The organism is Tardiphaga sp. GW821-FHT12E02 (genome assembly GCF_058807155.1).
Genome location: NZ_JBXAQK010000001.1, coordinates 1085874 through 1103665, shown reverse-complemented (window position 1 = coordinate 1103665; position 17792 = coordinate 1085874). Strand labels below are relative to the sequence as shown.

Below are 17792 nucleotides of genomic sequence, written 5' to 3'. Positions count from 1 at the left end.
CGGAGCTCCGAGCCAGGCCAGCTCATGGTTCGAGACGCGCGCCAAGCGGCGCGCTCCTCACCATGAGGGCCGGAGTTTTAGCTACGGGAGCTCAGCTCTCCAGCGACGGCGCCACTTCGCGGGCGACCTGCACCAAAGCCGCCACCAGCGGGGTCATCGGGTCGCGCTGGGGGACGACCAGGCCGACGCCATAATTCACGACGGGATCGACGATCGGGATCATGCGCACGGAACCGCTGGAGGTGAGCCCCAGCGTTTCCGCCAGTTTGGCCGGCATCACGCTGGCCCAGCGGCCGGTTTTCACATGCGTATACAGCACGATAATTGAGTTCGAGGTCAGCGTCGGCCGCGCCTCGGCGCCGACCGATTTCAGCGCCCGGTCGATGATGCGGCGGTTCTGCATGTCGGGCGTCAGCAGGCACAGCGGCACCTGGCCGACTTCGGCCCAGGTCACGCTCTTGCGGTCGCCGAACATGCCGTCCGGCGAGGTCAGGAGCCGATAGCTCTCCTTGTAGAGCGGGATCGAGCGCACCTTTCCGAGTGGCTCGTTCTCGATATAGGTCAGGCCGGCATCGACCTCGAGATTTTCGAGCAGGCCGAGCACGGCAGCCGATGTGCAGGACACGATGCGAAACCGGACGTCGGGATGCTTGGCGCGGAACGGCGTGGTCAGTGACGCCACCATGCCGAGCACGGTCGGAATCGCGGCAATGCGGATCTCGCCGGACAGGCTGTCCTTGAGGCCGTTGATCTCCTGCTTCATGGCGCGGGTATCGCCGACGATGCGGCGCGCCCAGTCGAGCGCGCGCTCGCCTTCGGGCGTAAAGCCCTGGAAACGCGAGCCACGCTGCACCAGCATCACGCCGAGCATGTCCTCGAGCTGCTTGAGGCTGGTGGACATGGTGGGCTGGGTGACGCCGCAGGCCTCCGCGGCGCGGCCGAAATGGCGCTCCTTGGCGAGGGACAGCAATAATTCGAGCTTATCGATCAACGGCGTCTCGCTCCGGCCGCCACATTGATTGCGAGGTTCGGCACGCAATGGCGTGTGTGGCTTGGATGATGTCCGCCCCCGTGCATCAACATAAAGCGCAGCTTGCGCCGGCCGCAACCCACAGCAGGCGGCGCGATGACGCAGCGGCCGCCCAATACGCATTGCGGCCCGACCGAACGGCCGAGCCTGCAAGGGATATCGATGAACGGAAGGAAAAAGGAAGGAAGTCGATGCCGGCCGCGCCATCGGAACCGCCGATGGCGGCCGGCTAAACCATCAACCGAGCGGGCTGATCTGCTCTTCGGTCACGACGCGCTCGACATTGTCGGCTTTGCTGCGGATGCGATAGCGGGCGCGGCCATCGGCTTCGATCGGCAGGCGACCGGTGATTGTGTAAATCGCGCGCTCACGGGCACCGGTGCGGCCCTGCGGACCTTGCAGCTGGTGGTGGACGTCGTCATTGATTGCGTAGTTATGCGCCATAATTCATACTCTCCACGATGTGCGCTTTTTAGCCACAACAATTCCAAAAATCAAGAATTCATGAGCAATTTCTGCCAGATAGCGCGGCAGAACTGCTATGCGCGAGTAACCACGTCGCCATAATCGTGAGAGGAATGCGACTGAATGAAGCGGACATTGCCACCCGTGCGAGCAGCGATTCCATTGCGTTTTGAGAGGGTTGGCCGAATCGGAACCGCTTGGCGGACAACCAAATAAGGCATTAACAAGCCGTTAAGGCCAGCCTCAAAACAGCCTACCTTGCTACCGTACACGACAAAAAATGCGATCCACCGACTGGCGTACGCTGACTCATCAAAGGCCGGAGTTCCAGGCCGAGATTGCAAGCCAAAAACCGAAAAGCCACCGGCGGGGCATCGCCGATGGCTTCGGAGGTCTACATAAAGTTGCGTGTCTTCGAAAAGACAGGGCCGTGAAAATTCGCGGCTGCGCAGGAAAAAGATTACATGAGCGAGATCGTTGAGCGCAATACCTGATCTACTCAATCAATCAGTTTTTTATTGTTGCGGGTTATGACGTTACCGCCAGATGCTGCGGGGCGAGGCCTGCCAATCGGCGGGCCTGCATCAAGCGGAATGCTGCCTCAATGTCCCGCGCCGTTCGGCGCGTATCAAAGAGTGGGGCAGCCAGACGCGCACGCGCCAGTTTGTCGCGAAGCGCAGACAATTGCGCGGGCTGCCGGGCGAGTTCGATGGCGCGGCGCTCGAACGCGTCACCATCCGCCGCGATCAATTCCGGCAGATCGAGCGCCCGCAGCAGGCTGGCAGCGACCCGGCCCGCAAATGTCGTTCCTTCGCAAGTGAGCAGCGGCAACTCGGCCCATAAGGCATCGCTCGCTGTCGTATGTGCATTGTAGGGCAACGTATCCAGGAACAGATCCGCGCAGCGGTGTCGCGCCAGATGTTCGGCGGGCGGCACGCGTTTCGCGAAAATCAGCCGACCGGAATCGACACCGCGCGCTTCAGCTTCACGGCGAAGATTGGCAACCGCAGCTTTGCTGTCATCAAGCAGCCAGAGAACACTTCCGTCGATGGCGACGAGGATCCGCATCCAGCGCGCGAACACCTGAGGCGTGATCTTGTAGGCATTGTTGAAACAGCAGAACACGAAGCCATCGGATGGCAGGCCGCAGTCTTGGCGCGTCGGGCTCACAGCTGCGATGTCGCGACGGTCGTCATTGGCCTGATAGCAGTGCGGCAGCCAGGCGACCTTCTCGCTATAGAAGCGGCGATGTTCAGCCGGCAGCACATGCGGATCGGCGATGATGTAGTCCATGAATCCGGCGCCGAGCGTGCCGGGAAAACCGAGATAGTTGACCTGGATCGGTGCCGCGCGACGCGCAAACACGCCATTGCGCTGAGCGCCGAAATAGCCGTTGAGATTGACAAGAATATCGATGCCTTGCGCACGGATCGCAGCCGTCGCATCGACGTCACCCATCGCCGAGATATCGATGATACGGTCCACCGCTTCATTGATACGCCGCCGGGTCGGACCGCCATCATCGCCCCCGTTATCGAAGGCAACAATCTCGAATGCGTCTTTGTCGTGTTGTTCAAGAACACCGACAAGCAGAAATGACGTCGCCTGTTCGCGGAATTCGCCGGAGAGATAGCCGATGCGGATCTTGCCGTTCGAGGCGATTTGCGGCGTCGTTTTTGATGCCGGCGCTTTGCCGAATTGCGCAGCAGTCGCGAGTTCGGCGCAACGCTGCAGGCTCGCCTCCGATGCCGCGATGCCCTGCCAGCCGAACGGCTCCGCCGCGAGCTTGCCGGCGGCCAGATCGGCCTCGATCTGCGCGATCAGGGTGTCGATGCCATCCCAATCGCAGATCAGCATCTTCTGATGCAGGAGATTACCCTTGAGCAGCGGCAGATCGGGATTGAGCGCGCGTGCGCGCAAATAAGCGGATGCCGCCTCGGCAGAGCGACGGAGCTTGGCAAAGATGAAGCCGCGGCCGAACCAGGCCTCGGCCATGTCAGGCTGCAAGGCGAGCGCGGTATCGCAGGCGGCAAGCGCTTCGTCATAGCGCGCCAGCTCGGCCAGCGATTTGCTGCGGTTGAAATGAGCTCCGGCATGGCGCGGATCGAGCGCAAGGGCGCGATCGAGATCGGCGAGGGCTGCGGTGTAATCGCGGATATCGTTGAGCACCGTGCCGCGGTTGTTCAGCGTCTCGGCATTGGCGGGATTGAGCGCCAGCGCTTCGGTGAAGCGCTGCAATGCCTCGTCCGGCCGCTTCAGGGCCTTCAGCACCAGGCCATAATTATACAGCGTGACATCCGATCGCGGCTGCAGCCGGATGGCAGCCTTCAGATGCGGCTCGGCCTCCGCATGGCGCTGCAGCGTCACATAGACGATGGCCAGGACATTCAGGGCGCCGAGATGATCGGGTGCCTTGCGCAGGATTTTGCGCAAATCCCGCTCGGCCTCGCTCAGTCGGCCCTGCTGGAATGCCGCGAAGGCGCTCTGGAAAAGATCGGTGGGCGGCGCCATTGCGTGCGGGACTTCGGATCGAACCACGAAAACGACAGATGGCTCGGTATAGCCGCCGCCTGGGATGCCGTCGAGGATGGCAAGCGGGCTGATCAGCCGCATGCCTGCCGACCCAGCACCGCGTCCAAACAAAAATCCCCGGCGGTTTCCCGCCGGGGACTTCTGTTTCAGATATCGATCGCCGTGAGGCGGTCGGTATTAGAACGAGCGCAGGATCTGCACCGAACCGTTGTAGGCGTTCTGGTTCGACAGCGTGTAGCCGCCAACTGGGGTCGCACGACCGGTCACAGCACCGGTCCAGGTACCATTGAGGTTCTGTTCCAGACGGCTGTAGGTGAACTGAGCCGACAGGGTCAGGTTACGAACCGGGGTCCAGGCGGTACGGGTACCGATCTGGGCCAGGCCGAGGTCGAAGTTGCCAGTCGTGCCAGCACCGAGCGTGCCACCATTGCTGGTGTTGGCAGCCGTGGAGAGGGCAGCGAACAGCAGCGCATTGCCGTCACCATACGAGATGTGGCTGTAGTTACCGAACACCGAGGTACGCCAGGCGGGGTTCCAGTAGTGCTCGTAGAATGCACTGACCTGCCAGGCTTCGCTCTGGATGATCTGGCCACCGTTGGTGTAGACGCCGTCCAGCACATAGCCGAAGCCCATGGAGGTGGCGTCAGCCTTGGCATAACGACCGCCACCAGCGGTATCGGTGGTGCCGCCGAAGATGTACTTGGCAGCGCCCTTGGCGTAGCTGGCTTCGAGCTTCAAGGTATCGCCTGCGCCGGTGGGCAGGTTCTTGAACTCGACGGCGCCCGTCACAGCGAAGCCGTACGAGTCATCGGCGTGACCGAGAGACCCGTTACCCGCAGTGGTGACGCCAGCAGAGTAGAAGGTCGGGGTGATGGTGTGCATCGCTGCGGCGAAGTGCAGGGTGCCCCATGCCTGGTCGAGGCGGAGATTGCCGACGACGTCAGGAATGTGGTTGCCGCCGTAGGCATTGCCCGTGAAGGTGTTCGATGACGTACCGTAACCCACGGTCGCAGCACCGAACGGAGCAAGGAGCTGCGTCGAGCTGTTGTAGAGACCAGCGTTGCGATAGGGCGACGCGTTTTCGAGCGAGATCGTACCCGACAGGCCGTTACCGAACGAAGCGGTGTAGGCGATCTGCGGGATACCGGTCGCGTTGTTCGAACCAGCGTTGAAGCCCGACGAGATGTACGGCTTGGCAAGCGCCCACTGCGGGTCGAACTGCGAAACGGCCTTACCGAAGGTGAAGCCGGCGAACTGGATGAACGCGTAATCGACTTCGGTGTAACCACCGGCGATCGATTCACGATCCTGCAGGAAGTCGAACTGGATGTTCGCGTAGGTACGGACCACACCGTATTCGGTTGCGGTACGGGTATCCGTGGTCAGGTTGATACGCTCACGGGTCGAGTAGTAGTTCTGCGTGTAAGCGCCCGAACCACCAGCACCACCCTGCCAGAACGGAACGTCGTAGGTGCCGCCATTGAAGGCAACGTCCAAACGGATCGCGCCGCCGATCTTGATGCAAGTATCGGTGCCCGGGATGTAGTAGAAGCCTGCGCCGTAGAGCGAGCAGACCTTCACGTATTCAACAGCCTTGGCCTTGACCGGAAGGTCAGCTGCCTGGGCGCCGCCGATGGCGATCAGACCGGCCGCCGAGCCGAGGATCAGGCTCTTCAGATTCGTCATGTTAAAACCTCCAAGTTGCACATTGGGAAGGTTCCGGATCCGCCAGACTTGGCCCGAAGGCTAAGCCCGATGGTTGGTTCCCCCACTCCCCAAACCAACCGCCGGAGTGCTTCGCGCTTTCGGAAACCCGCATCACGCGAGACACTCAAGCGAACCACTTCAACGGGACGATCACGGGTTTGCCCCATCGCCGCCACAGAGAATGCCTGCGCAATTCTTAGAAGCAAAATACTTTATGTACTCAGGTAACTTTTCCGCGATGCACTGTGGTTTCTGCGCCACACGCCTTATCCCGCAATTGCGCCGCACAATTATTTGATCCAGTTATGCATTTTACAAAATTCCCGAGTATGGGAATGCTGACATAAGCAGATACACACGGACCGATGGCCTCTTCCCTGACGATGAACACCCCCACAGACGACAGCGCGAACGGCAAGAATCAGGAGGTTGTCCGGCAATTTCTGTGGGACATTGCGTCGATCAACGTTCACCTCGAAGAGATTCGCCATTTCTGGGCCAAGGAACTGGGCATCAGCGGCCCACAATGGATGATCCTGATGGCGGTCGGGGATCTCGATACGGGCAATGGCGTGCCCGTAAAGGACGTCTCGGCCATGCTCCATGTGGACCCGTCCTTCGTCACCACCCAGTCCAAGCTGCTGGAGAAGAACGGCTTCATGCGCCGGGTGCCGTCGCGCCAGGACGCCCGCGTGGTGCTGATGTCACTGTCGGACAAGGCCAGCAAGAAGATCGCGATGCTGGCCTCGCGGCGCGATACGCTGAGCGATTTCGTGCTGGCGGATTTCGACAACGAGGCGCTGCAGGACATCACGTCCCAGCTCAACAAACTGAAGAGCCGGCTGCAAAAGGCTGCCGTGATGCTGTCAGTGGAGAGCTAAGCTCAACAGCTAGCGTATTGTAGCCAACCGGTCGGCAATCCAGTCGAAGATGAACTCGTTGGCGATGGTCGGATTGTCGCGCTGGGCATGCGACGCGGCGGTTTCGGCCGCGGAAAACACCTTCAGCTCGACATTGTGTCCGCCGGCCGCAAGGGCCTCGCAGCACTTCCGGACATGGCCGGCTTCCAGCCAGTCCCGCTCGCCGAGTGCGACCAGCATCGGACACTCGATCCGGGTTGCGATGCTGCTGCTGCAGAGGCGCACCACGTCATCGCCAAACTCATCGGAGCTCGGTTCCCCACCGTAGATCCGCGAGGCCAGAAATGCCCGCTCGTGCAGATCCCAGATTCCGGCGTCGCATACGGCCGCGGCAAAACGCGGATCGAAACTGGCGCCGCGGGTCGCCAGGGACGCGCCGAGACCGTCGCCCAGGATGATGATCTTGCGCGTATTCACCTCGCGCCGGGTCTGCAGAAAATCCACCCAGCCGCTGATCGCAGTCTCGATATCGTAGCGGCCGAATCCCTCATGAAAACCACGGCGATGGCCGTGGCCCGGTAGATCGATCAACAGCAGGGCCATGCCGCGCTCATGGGCGTAGCGCGGCATCCGGCACAGGTGCTCTTCCTTGTATTGCTCTGCCCCGCCGACGCAGATCACCACCGGCACCTTGCGGCCGGCCCGGCCGGGCGGTGGCAGGAAATAGCCCTGCAAGGCGTCGTCATTGCCCCAGGGGATCTCGACCAGCTCGCCCGCCGGGGTCGAATTCTGCAGATAAAGCTGCGAACAGCCCATCATCTGCGCGATCGCAGCGCCCTGGCGGGGATCGTCGATGCCCATGAAGGCCTGAGCCGTTCGATAATAATTGGCCGCCCGCAGCCAATTGCTGAGTGCTGTCGGGACATGCCCCCGCGCCTGCGCGATGTCGCCGCGCGACTTGTTCAGATCCGCGGCTTTTCTCCACTGCGCATACCAGCTCTCCTCGCAGGCGGGATCAATCTCGCTCGCCGCCAGAAGGCATTCCGAAACAGTGCTCCCGCCATCCTGCGCAGCACCGAGCAGACGCAGGAATTGAAGCGAATAGTCCTCGTTCGCGGGCCAGTGCATCCAGCCGCGGGAATCGAAGGAGGGAAGCACTTCTTCGGACACCGTGTATGTCATTTCCTCTGCATCATTATCTGTGGGTATCGGCTGGGTGCCGACTCCTGCCGGCCGACTGGCCGCATGAAGGAGTGCGTGCTGCTTCTATGGCAGCTGCGCGAACGCGAAAGTTAGACCACTTTTGGGACGCGGCAAAGCGCATGTGACAGTTTTTTGACAGCAAGTCGCGACCTAGCGACGCGCATGATGGTTGATTTCACCCGTTTGGCAACCCTCGGCTGAGCCACACTGCGTGATTTTTTACGAGACGTCCGATCGCAGGATGGCACGGGCCAGCGTCTGTGCACGCGGCACGATGCTGTCGATATCGAGCCATTCGAGGTCGGTATGCACATTGCCGCCGACCGGGCCGAGGCCACACAGGGTGGCGGTCCCCATGCTTGCCGTGAAGCCGGAATCGGCGCACCCGCCAGCGAATTCCCCCTCCAGGGTCGTGAGACCGGAATCGATGGCCGCAGCCTGATAGGTCTCGAACAGGGCCTTTGCAGCGGCGTCCTGAACGAGCGGCAGGAACTCGCCATCGACATGCAGTTTGGCCGTCGTGCCGGGGACCGTCGATGTGGCAATGATCTTTTCGATAGCCTCCATGATGACAGCGCGGTCGGCGGGTTCGACATAGCGGAAGTCGATTTCGCCGGACGCATAGGGCGCCGTGGTGTTGACCGACTGGCCGCCCGAGATCAGGCCCACATTCAGCGTGACGCCCTTGTCCATGTTGGTCAGCGCATGGATCTGCACAATCTTGTGCGCGATTTCGCCGATGGCGCTGACGCCGACAGCAAAGTTGTTGCCGGAATGCGCGGCCTTGCCGAACACCTCGAAGCGCATGAACACCCCGCCCTTGCGGCCGGTCACGATATTGCCCGATGGGCGGCCCGGCTCGGAATTATAGACGGCGCGGGCAGCCCGGCCCTCGCGCTCGATGATCGGCCGCGAGGCACGCGAGGCGATTTCCTCGTCGCCGGTGATCAGCACCTTGATGGGATGCGGCGCGGCGTCGAATTTCTTCAGCGCCGCGGCGACGAAGACATTGATGACGACGCCGGCCTTCATGTCGGCCACGCCGGGACCATAAGCCTTGTTGTCCTTGATCGTGAACGGCCGCTTGGCCGCCTCGCCTTTCGGAAACACGGTGTCGCGATGGCCCAGCAGCAGGATTGGCTTCTCATTGCTGCCGGGCTTGGTGACGACGGCATGAACCGCATCGCCATAGACGTCATTGGGCTCGCGCCAGGTCTCGATGTCGTGCTCGGCAAAATGCTGCTGGAAACGCTCGCCGACGGCATCGACGCCGGCTTTGTCATAGGAGCCGGAGTCGATATTCACGACATCGCGCAGGAGATCGATCATCGGCTGTCGCTGCGAGGCGAGCCATTCGACGATCAGGGCTTCGGAATTGGAAGACATTGGATACTTTCACTTCATCTCGGCGCGCATCATGCGCGCGATTTTTTCGCCGATCACGACGGTCGTAAAATGCGTGTTGGCGCGGCAATCGGCCGGCATGATGGCCGCATCGGCAACGCGCAGGCCCTTGATGCCCTTCACGGTGCCATCGGGATTGACGACACCGTCATTGCGATCGAAGCCGGTCATGCGGCAGGTGCCGGCGGCATGCTGGATATCGCCGGTTTCACGGCGCAATACGGCCTCGATCTCAGATGTCGACAACGCGGCAAGCTGTTGCATGGTGAGGCCACCTTCGGAAATCCCGATCCATTCGGAGATGCCCGTCAGCGCCGGTTGCGCCGTGATCACGGCAAGGCGCTTCACGGCATCAACCATGCGCGCTATGTCGCGCGGGTCGGCCAGCATATTCTCCTCGACCACCGGATCGATCGATGCATCGCGCGAGGTCAGCTTCAGCGTGCCGCGCGAATAAGCGCGGTAGAGGCCCGCCGCGACAGCGCCGGGATTGCCGATGCCGCGGTGATTGAAGGCGATGAGGATCATGTCGCGGCGGCCATCATCCAGGCCGGATGAATAGGTCACGCAGCAATTGGTGTGGCGGGTATCGCGATCTGTCGGCGCGATACCGTCGCGCAGCTTGACCAGCGGGCGGAACAGCGGGTGATCGAAGAAATGCTGCCCGACCGGGAGATCACGCTCGACGGCGATGCCCATCGCCTGCAGGTCAGCCGCGGGACCGATGCCCGAACGCAGCAGGATCGCCGGGCTGTGGATCGCGCCGCCGCACAGCACGATCTCACGCGCCGACAATTCCAGCGTGCCCTGCCCTTCGATATGCACGATGACGCCGGTGGCACGGCCATCGGTGATGACGACGCGATCGACCAGCGCATGGCCACGGATTTCGAGATTGGCGCGGCCGCGCGCGGGCTCGAGATAGGCCTCATTGGTGGAGATGCGGCGCAGGTTGCGGCTGTTGATGGGATAACAGGCAACGCCCTCGCCATCGGGCCCGTTGACGTCGTCGCACCACTTGTAGCCCGAGGCCAGCGCGGCATCGCGCAGGCCCTTGTCGATCGGGCCCCATGTTTCCGGCGGCGCGCGATAGACCGGCAGAGGACCACCACGGCCGTGGCCGGGCTCGTCGCCGCGCTCCTCATCGTCCTCGATCACCGAGAACAGCGGCATGACCTCTTTCGCCGACCAGCCGGTGCAGCCAAGGTCGGCCCATTCGTCGAAGGCGTCGGCGACACCGCGGATGGCGATCTGGCCGTTCATCATGGACGAGCCGCCAAGACCCTTGCCGCGCCAGTAGAAGCGCTGGTCCTGCTGCGCCACACGGCGCGAGTGCAGATCGGGCCACTGCCACTTCTGCTGAAACTCACGCTGATGAATGATCGGGATCGGATTGGCCGTCGTGACTTCCCAAGGCGCCTCATCGGCACGCCAGTCGAGCCCGGCTTCGAGCAACAGCACACGCGTGGCGGGATTTTCGCTAAGGCGGGCGGCAATGGCAGCGCCGGCCGAGCCGCCGCCGACAACGATCACATCATACATCAGGTCGCTTCTTCCAGAACGAGTCACGCAACATGACGGAGCGTCATGCGACGACGCATCGTTTGCAAGAACTATTCCCGGACGCATGCGCACAGCGGCGGGCTGCCGCAGCGCACACGCAACACAACCCAAACACGCGAATTCGTAGGATGGGTTGAGCGAAGCGACAACCCATCACCGCCGGACGCATATGGTGATGGGTTATCGCTGACGCTCAACCCATCCTACGCGGCGGAGATGGCGTCTCGTCATCATCGAGAATGGCGCGCCAGCCAGCGCCTTCGAGATCGTCATATTGCCCGGATTTCAACGACCACAGGAAGCCCCACAGACCGAGACCGCCAAGGGCCAGCGCCAGCGGGATGAGATAGACGAGCGATTGCATGACGCCTCGCTATTTCAGGATGACGCGGTTGCGCGACAGGAAGATGCGTTCGCCCTTGCGATCGCCTTCCAGCACCAGATCCCACTGCCCCGCCGCCAGCTGCGCGACGCGCCCGCCATAAACGGCGCCGTCGATCGCAGCCAGCTCGACCGCGTGATCAAGGCGCCGATCAGCCGGACGCTCCAGTCGACCCGTGAACACGACATCTCCCAGCGGCTTGCCCTCGCGATCCCGCGCTTCGACGCGAACCGAAGCGCTGCCATCGTCCGCGCGTGCGACATGGGCAACCACAGCCCAGCCTCGTGTGGCCTGCGCGCGCGCGGCCTCGATTTCGTTGCCGTAAGCCAGGCTGGCTGCATAGGGACTGTCCACCTCGGTGCCAGGCAGCGTCTCGATGGCCAGCTTCATCATCACGACATTGATACCGATAATCAGCCCGAAAAAGATGATCAGGCAGATCAGGACAAAGCGACCTGTAATCGGACGTCCGGGCGCAGGTGTGGTGGCAGCGTCACTCATGACGGTCTCCTTTACGGCATCACAAAATTATCGACGGCGGCAGCAGTTTCGCCGCTAGCTGTATCAGTGACGCGCATGGTCAGTGGCATCGATCCGGCGGCGGATGCCGGCGCTGTCACCAGCACGCGTAGTTCGGTGGTACGATCACGGCCGACGACGATCTGCGGCCGGCCGGACGCGGCAGTGTCCTGTCCGACCACATGCACGGTTGCCTGGGTCAGGCCTTCAACATCGAGCGCCACGGTGCGATCGTCGCGCTTGTTGAGCAGGCGCACGGTATAGGCATTGCGGATCGAGCCATCGGCAAGGCGCACGGCAATCGGATTGCGATCATGCAGGACATTGATGTCCAGCATCGAGCGGGTTGCGAGCGAATAAAGCATGGCGCCGCCGACCAAAGCGATCATCACCACATAGGCGATCGTACGTGGGCGAACGAGCTTGTAGATGTTTGTCTTGCCGGCCTGGCGGCGCGCGATGTTGATGTCGGTGTCATAGGCGATCAGGCGCGTCGGGCGGCCGATCTTCTTCATCACGCCGTCGCAGGCATCGATGCACAGTCCGCACTGGATGCAGTCCATCTGCAATCCGTTGCGGATATCGATACCGACCGGACAGACATTCACGCATTGGTGGCAATCGACGCAGTCGCCCGCCGGCTTGCCGGCTGCACGCAGCTCGACGGACTTCTTCAACGATACACGCTGCTCACCGCGATCGTGGCGATAGGTGACGTTGAGCGCCCATTCGTCGGTCAGCGCCGCCTGAATGCGCGGCCACGGGCACATGTAGAGGCAGACCTGCTCGCGCATCCAGCCTGCGAGCACATAGGTCGTCGCGGTGAGAATGGCGATCCAGATATAAGCGAGAGCCGGTGCCTGGAAGGTGACGAGCTCTTTCACCAGCGTCGGTGCATCGTTGAAATAGAGCACCCAGGCGCCGCCGGTCCACCAGGCGATCAGCAGCCAGATGGAGTGCTTGAGCGTCAATTCGACCACGCGCTCAAGGGTGATGCCCTTGGCTGCATCCTTCTTGATGCGTTCGCGTCGATCGCCTTCGATCAGGCGCTCGACGGCGAAGAAGAGATCGGTCCACACCGTTTGCGGGCAGAGATAGCCGCACCACATGCGGCCGCCGATGGCATTCATCAGGAACAATGTGAGCGCAGCGAGGATCAGCAAGCCCGTGAAGATGTAAACTTCCTGCGGCCACAGCTCGATGAAGAAGAAATAGAAGCGGCCATTGACGAGATCGACCAGCACGGCCTGATCCGGTGCACCCGGTCCGCGATCCCAGCGCACGAACGGCAGGAAGTAATAGATGCCGAGACAGAGCGCCATTAGCGCCCATTTGATATTCCGGAACGTGCCGGACACCTTCTGCGGATAGACTTTCTTCTGCGGCGCATAGAGCGGGCCGTAGTCGAACTCCGAGGGAGGAACTGGCTTGTTCATGGTGGTCACTCGCTTCTTTGGAATGACCCTAGACCTCGGTACGTGGATTGAATTGATATGCGTCAAACCACGCGTCAGCAGCAATGCGCCGTTACCTCTCCCCACCGGGGAGAGGTCGACGCGGCATAGCGCAGCGATGCCGTGGCGGGTGAGGGGGAGCCGCAAGCGACAGAGTGTGTGGAACCCCCCTCACCCGGATCGCAAAGGCGATCCGACCTCTCCCCGGCGGGGAGAGGTGAGGCGGGAGCGCAAGGCCCCGCCTGTGCATTCAACTACTGTCCACCCCCGAGGGTATGCACATAGACCGTCAGTGCCTTGATGGTCGCGGGATCCAAGCGATCGACCCAGGCGGGCATCACGCCGTTGCGGCCGTTGGTGATGGTCTGGATGATGGTCGCTTCGTCGGAGCCATAGAGCCAGATGCCGTCGGTCAGGTTCGGCGCACCCATGTCCTGATTGCCCTTGCCGGCATCGCCGTGACAGGAGGCACAGTTATCGGCAAACAGCTTCTTGCCGGATTCGGCGTCATAGCCCTTTGCCGTCGACAGACCCGCCAGTGCGCGGACATAGTTCGCCACCGTGACGATCTCATCCTTCTTCAGGATGCCGTCGCGGCCGAAGGCCAGCATGGCGCCTTCATGGGCCTCGCCATTGCCCGAGCGTGCGCCGAACTTGATCGTCTTCTCGATCGCCTCCAGCGAGCCACCCCAGATCCAGTCGTCGTCATTGAGGTTCGGAAATCCCTTGGAGCCGGCGGCACCCGTGCCGTGACACGGCGCGCAATTGTCGCCGAACACGGTCTTGCCCTTGGCACGCGCGAGCGCAAGCAAGGCCGGATCCTTTTCGATCTGCTCCAGCGACGCGTTGTTGAGTGCGGCCATCTTGTCGCCGCGGATCTTGTCGAGATTGGCCATCTCGACGCTGATATCCGCTCGCGACGAATAGCCGATCACGCCCGTGGCGTAGCTGGAAACCAGCGGCCATGAGGGATAGACGACCCAATAGCCGACGGCCCAGATGATGGTGAGATAGAACGTCCACACCCACCAGCGCGGCAACGGTGTGTTGAGTTCCTTGATGCCGTCCCAGGAATGACCTGTCGTGGTCTTGCCGGTGGCGTGGTCGAGTTCTTCGTGATGACTGCTCATGATGGCATCAATCCTCTCGCAGCGGCATCTGCGCCGCTGCGTCGAACGTGGCCTTGTTGCGCGGCCACAGCGCGTAGGTAACGATGGCGACGAAGATGCCGACGAACAGCGGAGTCCACATGGTGAGGACGAGGTTCGAGGCGAAATTCTCGACGGTCAGAATGGCACGCATGATCTGTCCTCAGCGCAGGTTGGCCTTGTCGTTATAAAGTTTGAAGTCGACGAGCGTGCCGAGCATCTGCAGATAGGCGACCAGCGCATCCATCTCGGTCGGCAAGCCAGGCTTGCCGTCGAAATTGCGCGCCACCGCCTTCGGGTAACGCCTGGTCAATGCATCGACATCGCCATTGTCGGGATCGGACTGCGCCTTGAGATCGGCGACGGCATTGGCGATCATGTCGTCCGTATAGGGCACGCCGACTGCACGATTGGTGCGCAGATGACCGGCGATGCTGTCGGGATCGACTGGCGTGTCGGACAGGAACTTGTAGCCCGGCATCACCGACAGCGGCACGACGTTCTGTGGCTTGGTCAGGTGGGCCACATGCCACTCATCCGAATATTTTGCCCCGACACGGGCGAGATCGGGCCCGGTGCGCTTCGACCCCCACTGGAACGGATGGTCGTACATGCTCTCCGCAGCCAGCGAGTAGTGGCCGTAACGCTCCACTTCGTCGCGCAGCGGGCGCACCATCTGCGAATGGCAGAGATAACAGCCTTCGCGCACATAGACGTTGCGGCCCGCGAGTTCGAGCGGGGTGTAGGGACGAACGCCCTCCACCGCCTCGATGGTGCTCTTGAGATAGAACAGCGGCGCAATCTCGACGATGCCACCGATGGCAATGACGAGAATGATGCCCACGATCAGGATGATCGAGTTCTTCTCGAGGATTTGGTGTCTGCTCCAGAACGACATGGTGTGATCCTCACTCCGCCGGCTGCAGCGCGGCATTGCCGAGCGTGGCGCCGGATTCTTCTTCGCCCACACGCACGGTCATCCATAAATTGTAGGCCATGATCAGCGCGCCGATCAGGAACAGGCCGCCACCAGCGGCACGGATGATGTAGAAGGGGTGCATCGCCTCGACGCTTTCGATGAAGGAATATTCGAGGAAGCCGAGCGAGGTATAGGCACGCCACATCAAGCCCTGCAGGATGCCCGAGACCCACATCGCCGAGATGTAGAGAACGATGCCAAGCGTCGCGATCCAGAAGTGCCACTCGACAAGCTTCAGGCTGTAGAGCCCCTTGCGATTCCACAGCCACGGCACCAGGCAGTACAGCGCGCCGAAGGAGACGAAGCCGACCCAGCCGAGCGCACCGGAATGCACATGACCGATGGTCCAGTCGGTGTAGTGGCTCAGCGAATTGACGACCTTGATGGACATCAGCGGACCTTCGAAGGTCGCCATGCCGTAGAACGCCACCGACACCACCAGCATGCGCAGCACCGGATCGGTGCGCAGCTTGTCCCACGCGCCCGACAGCGTCATCAGGCCGTTGATCATGCCGCCCCAGGAGGGCATCCACAGCATGATCGAGAAGGTCATGCCGAGCGTCTGCGTCCAGTCGGGCAGCGCCGTGTAGTGCAGGTGATGCGGGCCGGCCCAGATATAGAGGAAGATGATCGCCCAGAAGTGCACGATGGAGAGGCGATATGAATAGACCGGCCGCTCGGCGCGCTTCGGGATGAAGTAGTACATGATGGCGAGGAAGCCGGCGGTGAGGAAGAAGCCCACCGCATTGTGGCCGTACCACCACTGGAACATGGCATCCTGCACGCCGGCCCAGGCGACATAGGACTTGGAGCCGAAGATCGAGACAGGCAGCGCCGGGTTATTGCCGAGATGCAGCACCGCGATGGTGATGATGAAGGCGAGATAGAACCAGTTGGCGACAAAGATATGCGGTTCCTTGCGCTTCATCAGCGTCGCAACGAACACCAGCAGATACATCACCCAGACAATGGTCAGCCACAGATCGGCATACCATTCCGGCTCTGCATATTCCTTGCCCTGGGTATTGCCGAGCAGATAGCCGGTGCCGGCGATGACGATGAAGAGATTGTAGCCAAGCACGACGAACCATGGCGACAGGTCGCCGGCGAGGCGCGTGCGGCCCGTCTTCTGTACCACAAAGAACGATGTGGCGATCAGCACATTGCCGCCGAAGGCGAAGATGACGGCAGATGTGTGCAGTGGCCGCAATCGGCCGAAGCTTGTCCAAGGCAGATCGAAGTTCAGCGCAGGCCAGGCGAGCTGCATGGCGATCAGCAGGCCGACGAGAAAGCCGGCGATGCCCCATATCACGGAGGCTGCAGCGGCGAACTTGATCGGGCCAAAATTGTAGTTCGGGCGACCGTCGATTTCCTGCGGCGGCAGTTCACCGCGCTCGAAGTAGCGATTGACGATCAGAAACACGGACACCAGCGCAGCTGCGCCGAACACGGCGACGTGGAACGCATAAGCCGCGTCTTCGGCCTTCGCCGCAGCGATGATAGAGAAGAATACGGTGACGATGCAGACGAGGGAGAGTCCGGACTCTCCGATCGTCATCCACTTCACGCCGTCAGTTGGTCTGGTCATGATGAGTCTTTCCCAAGAACAATTCCAACAATCACATCGCCGTCATCGGCGGCTTGATTGACATCAAATCCCGCAGCGTCATCCGCAGGCGCTCAGCAAGTCGCTGGGCTCGGCGATCAGCCGCACGCGGCCCGGCAGGATTTCGATGACGCCGCGGCGCTCGAGCTTTGCGAGCGTGCGGCAGACGGTTTCCACGGTGAGACCGAGATAGTCGGCGATGTCCCTGCGGCTCATGGGCAGCGGCAGGGGCTCGACATCCTTGCCGATACGCACCAGGCGCTCGCGCCATTCGGCGAGGAAGCTCGCAAGCTTCTCTTCGGCCGGCCGGCGTCCGAGCGAGAACATCTGCTCATGGGCATCGGTGAGATCGGTCGCCACCGAGGCGATCACCGCATGCAGCACATAGGGCCGATGGCTGACGAATTGCGCAAAGCTCTCGCGCGCGATCTCCCAGACCAGCGCCGGGCCGATGGTCGCCGCCGACACTTCATGGCGCTGCTGCGCGGCAATCTCGAGCGCATCGCCGGGCAGTGCGAAGCCGACGATCTGGCGCCTGACGTCGCCGATCCCGCGCGACAGGCAAACGACGCCCTCGATCACGCTGAAGCAGCGCGCGGCAGGCGCGCCTTGTGCGAACAGGACCTCATTGGCACCGCGCGGCACGCGCTCGCCCAGCGCCATCAATTGCCGGCGATCATTGAAATTGAGGCGGGACAGGAAACCGGTCGAAGGACCCGTTGTGGTCGTGCAGGGCACGAAGGACGAAGCGGCCATCTGCTGAGTCATGTCTCCCCCGGCTATGCTGCCTCCGCGCGATGTTGCGCGGCATCACCGGGATAGACGGTTGGCGGAAGGCCACATTGACGTGCATCAATCGGGGCTTAACCTCTCTCCGCGGCCATCCTTCGAGACGCGGCCAAGAGGCCGCTCCTCAGGATGAGGGACAGAGTATGGCGCT

At 62.0% G+C, this 17792-nt stretch carries 16 protein-coding genes; 1 reads left to right on the top strand and 15 read right to left on the bottom strand.

Annotated features, from left to right (window positions below):
* Positions 1 to 91: 91 nt before the first annotated feature.
* The 4 genes from AC1RQ5_RS05275 to AC1RQ5_RS05260 all read right to left on the bottom strand — a co-directional run bounded on the left by AC1RQ5_RS05275 (position 92) and on the right by AC1RQ5_RS05260 (position 5713).
* Complete coding sequence (locus AC1RQ5_RS05275; RefSeq protein WP_398481594.1) at positions 92 to 991, bottom strand: LysR family transcriptional regulator; 900 nt, start codon at positions 989 to 991, stop codon at positions 92 to 94.
* 276 nt (positions 992 to 1267) lie between these two features.
* Entirely contained in the window at positions 1268 to 1474 is a 207-nt protein-coding gene (locus AC1RQ5_RS05270; protein WP_211910563.1) for a hypothetical protein, read from the bottom strand.
* Between the two features lie 549 nt (positions 1475 to 2023).
* Positions 2024 to 4108 (bottom strand): O-linked N-acetylglucosamine transferase, SPINDLY family protein, encoded by a 2085-nt coding sequence (locus AC1RQ5_RS05265; protein ID WP_493197438.1) that lies wholly within the window; start codon positions 4106 to 4108, stop codon positions 2024 to 2026.
* Positions 4109 to 4204: 96 nt separating this feature from the next.
* Entirely contained in the window at positions 4205 to 5713 is a 1509-nt protein-coding gene (locus AC1RQ5_RS05260) for a porin (protein ID WP_493197436.1), read from the bottom strand.
* Positions 5714 to 6099: 386 nt separating this feature from the next.
* On the opposite strand from AC1RQ5_RS05260, the gene AC1RQ5_RS05255 reads away from it, so the two are divergent.
* Positions 6100 to 6615, top strand: coding sequence for a MarR family winged helix-turn-helix transcriptional regulator (locus tag AC1RQ5_RS05255; RefSeq protein WP_493197434.1), 516 nt, complete (start codon positions 6100 to 6102; stop codon positions 6613 to 6615).
* A 9-nt stretch (positions 6616 to 6624) separates the two neighbouring features.
* On the opposite strand, the gene AC1RQ5_RS05250 is transcribed toward AC1RQ5_RS05255, so the two are convergent.
* The 11 genes from AC1RQ5_RS05250 to AC1RQ5_RS05200 all read right to left on the bottom strand — a co-directional run bounded on the left by AC1RQ5_RS05250 (position 6625) and on the right by AC1RQ5_RS05200 (position 17620).
* Complete coding sequence (locus AC1RQ5_RS05250; protein ID WP_493197432.1) at positions 6625 to 7776, bottom strand: alpha/beta hydrolase family protein; 1152 nt, start codon at positions 7774 to 7776, stop codon at positions 6625 to 6627.
* Positions 7777 to 8016: 240 nt separating this feature from the next.
* On the bottom strand, positions 8017 to 9183 hold the full coding sequence (locus tag AC1RQ5_RS05245; RefSeq protein WP_493197430.1) for a M20 family metallopeptidase: 1167 nt from the start codon (positions 9181 to 9183) through the stop codon (positions 8017 to 8019).
* Between the two features lie 9 nt (positions 9184 to 9192).
* Positions 9193 to 10743, bottom strand: coding sequence for a GMC family oxidoreductase (locus AC1RQ5_RS05240; RefSeq protein WP_493197428.1), 1551 nt, complete (start codon positions 10741 to 10743; stop codon positions 9193 to 9195).
* A 214-nt stretch (positions 10744 to 10957) separates the two neighbouring features.
* The gene (ccoS, locus tag AC1RQ5_RS05235) at positions 10958 to 11128 is read right to left on the bottom strand and encodes a cbb3-type cytochrome oxidase assembly protein CcoS (RefSeq protein WP_493197426.1); all 171 of its coding nucleotides are present in this window, start codon (positions 11126 to 11128) and stop codon (positions 10958 to 10960) included.
* Between the two features lie 9 nt (positions 11129 to 11137).
* Entirely contained in the window at positions 11138 to 11647 is a 510-nt protein-coding gene (locus AC1RQ5_RS05230; protein WP_493197424.1) for a FixH family protein, read from the bottom strand.
* Positions 11648 to 11658: 11 nt separating this feature from the next.
* Positions 11659 to 13101, bottom strand: a complete 1443-nt coding sequence (gene ccoG, locus AC1RQ5_RS05225; protein WP_493197422.1) for a cytochrome c oxidase accessory protein CcoG — start codon at positions 13099 to 13101, stop codon at positions 11659 to 11661.
* Positions 13102 to 13373: 272 nt separating this feature from the next.
* Positions 13374 to 14249: a cytochrome-c oxidase, cbb3-type subunit III gene (gene ccoP / locus AC1RQ5_RS05220; protein WP_493197420.1), complete on the bottom strand. Its 876-nt coding sequence runs from the start codon at positions 14247 to 14249 to the stop codon at positions 13374 to 13376.
* Positions 14250 to 14256: 7 nt separating this feature from the next.
* The gene (locus tag AC1RQ5_RS05215) at positions 14257 to 14421 is read right to left on the bottom strand and encodes a cbb3-type cytochrome c oxidase subunit 3 (RefSeq protein WP_398484935.1); all 165 of its coding nucleotides are present in this window, start codon (positions 14419 to 14421) and stop codon (positions 14257 to 14259) included.
* A 9-nt stretch (positions 14422 to 14430) separates the two neighbouring features.
* Positions 14431 to 15165, bottom strand: coding sequence for a cytochrome-c oxidase, cbb3-type subunit II (gene ccoO, locus AC1RQ5_RS05210; RefSeq protein WP_493197418.1), 735 nt, complete (start codon positions 15163 to 15165; stop codon positions 14431 to 14433).
* A gap of 10 nt (positions 15166 to 15175) precedes the next feature.
* The gene (gene ccoN, locus AC1RQ5_RS05205; protein WP_493203317.1) at positions 15176 to 16804 is read right to left on the bottom strand and encodes a cytochrome-c oxidase, cbb3-type subunit I; all 1629 of its coding nucleotides are present in this window, start codon (positions 16802 to 16804) and stop codon (positions 15176 to 15178) included.
* A 108-nt stretch (positions 16805 to 16912) separates the two neighbouring features.
* Positions 16913 to 17620 (bottom strand): Crp/Fnr family transcriptional regulator, encoded by a 708-nt coding sequence (locus AC1RQ5_RS05200; RefSeq protein WP_398483341.1) that lies wholly within the window; start codon positions 17618 to 17620, stop codon positions 16913 to 16915.
* Between the last annotated feature and the right edge of the window lie 172 nt (positions 17621 to 17792).

Excerpts from the sequence above, each read along its gene's own strand:
- AC1RQ5_RS05270 (WP_211910563.1), bottom strand. The coding sequence starts at position 1,474 with ATGGCGCATAACTACGCAATCAATGACGACGTCCACCACCAGCTGCAA.
- AC1RQ5_RS05265 (WP_493197438.1), bottom strand. The coding sequence starts at position 4,108 with ATGCGGCTGATCAGCCCGCTTGCCATCCTCGACGGCATCCCAGGCGGC.
- AC1RQ5_RS05260 (WP_493197436.1), bottom strand. The coding sequence starts at position 5,713 with ATGACGAATCTGAAGAGCCTGATCCTCGGCTCGGCGGCCGGTCTGATC.
- AC1RQ5_RS05255 (WP_493197434.1), top strand. The coding sequence starts at position 6,100 with ATGGCCTCTTCCCTGACGATGAACACCCCCACAGACGACAGCGCGAAC.
- AC1RQ5_RS05250 (WP_493197432.1), bottom strand. The coding sequence starts at position 7,776 with ATGACATACACGGTGTCCGAAGAAGTGCTTCCCTCCTTCGATTCCCGC.
- AC1RQ5_RS05245 (WP_493197430.1), bottom strand. The coding sequence starts at position 9,183 with ATGTCTTCCAATTCCGAAGCCCTGATCGTCGAATGGCTCGCCTCGCAG.
- AC1RQ5_RS05240 (WP_493197428.1), bottom strand. The coding sequence starts at position 10,743 with ATGTATGATGTGATCGTTGTCGGCGGCGGCTCGGCCGGCGCTGCCATT.
- ccoS (WP_493197426.1), bottom strand. The coding sequence starts at position 11,128 with ATGCAATCGCTCGTCTATCTCATCCCGCTGGCGCTGGCCCTTGGCGGT.
- AC1RQ5_RS05230 (WP_493197424.1), bottom strand. The coding sequence starts at position 11,647 with ATGAGTGACGCTGCCACCACACCTGCGCCCGGACGTCCGATTACAGGT.
- ccoG (WP_493197422.1), bottom strand. The coding sequence starts at position 13,101 with ATGAACAAGCCAGTTCCTCCCTCGGAGTTCGACTACGGCCCGCTCTAT.
- ccoP (WP_493197420.1), bottom strand. The coding sequence starts at position 14,249 with ATGAGCAGTCATCACGAAGAACTCGACCACGCCACCGGCAAGACCACG.
- AC1RQ5_RS05215 (WP_398484935.1), bottom strand. The coding sequence starts at position 14,421 with ATGCGTGCCATTCTGACCGTCGAGAATTTCGCCTCGAACCTCGTCCTC.
- ccoO (WP_493197418.1), bottom strand. The coding sequence starts at position 15,165 with ATGTCGTTCTGGAGCAGACACCAAATCCTCGAGAAGAACTCGATCATC.
- ccoN (WP_493203317.1), bottom strand. The coding sequence starts at position 16,804 with ATGACGATCGGAGAGTCCGGACTCTCCCTCGTCTGCATCGTCACCGTA.
- AC1RQ5_RS05200 (WP_398483341.1), bottom strand. The coding sequence starts at position 17,620 with ATGACTCAGCAGATGGCCGCTTCGTCCTTCGTGCCCTGCACGACCACA.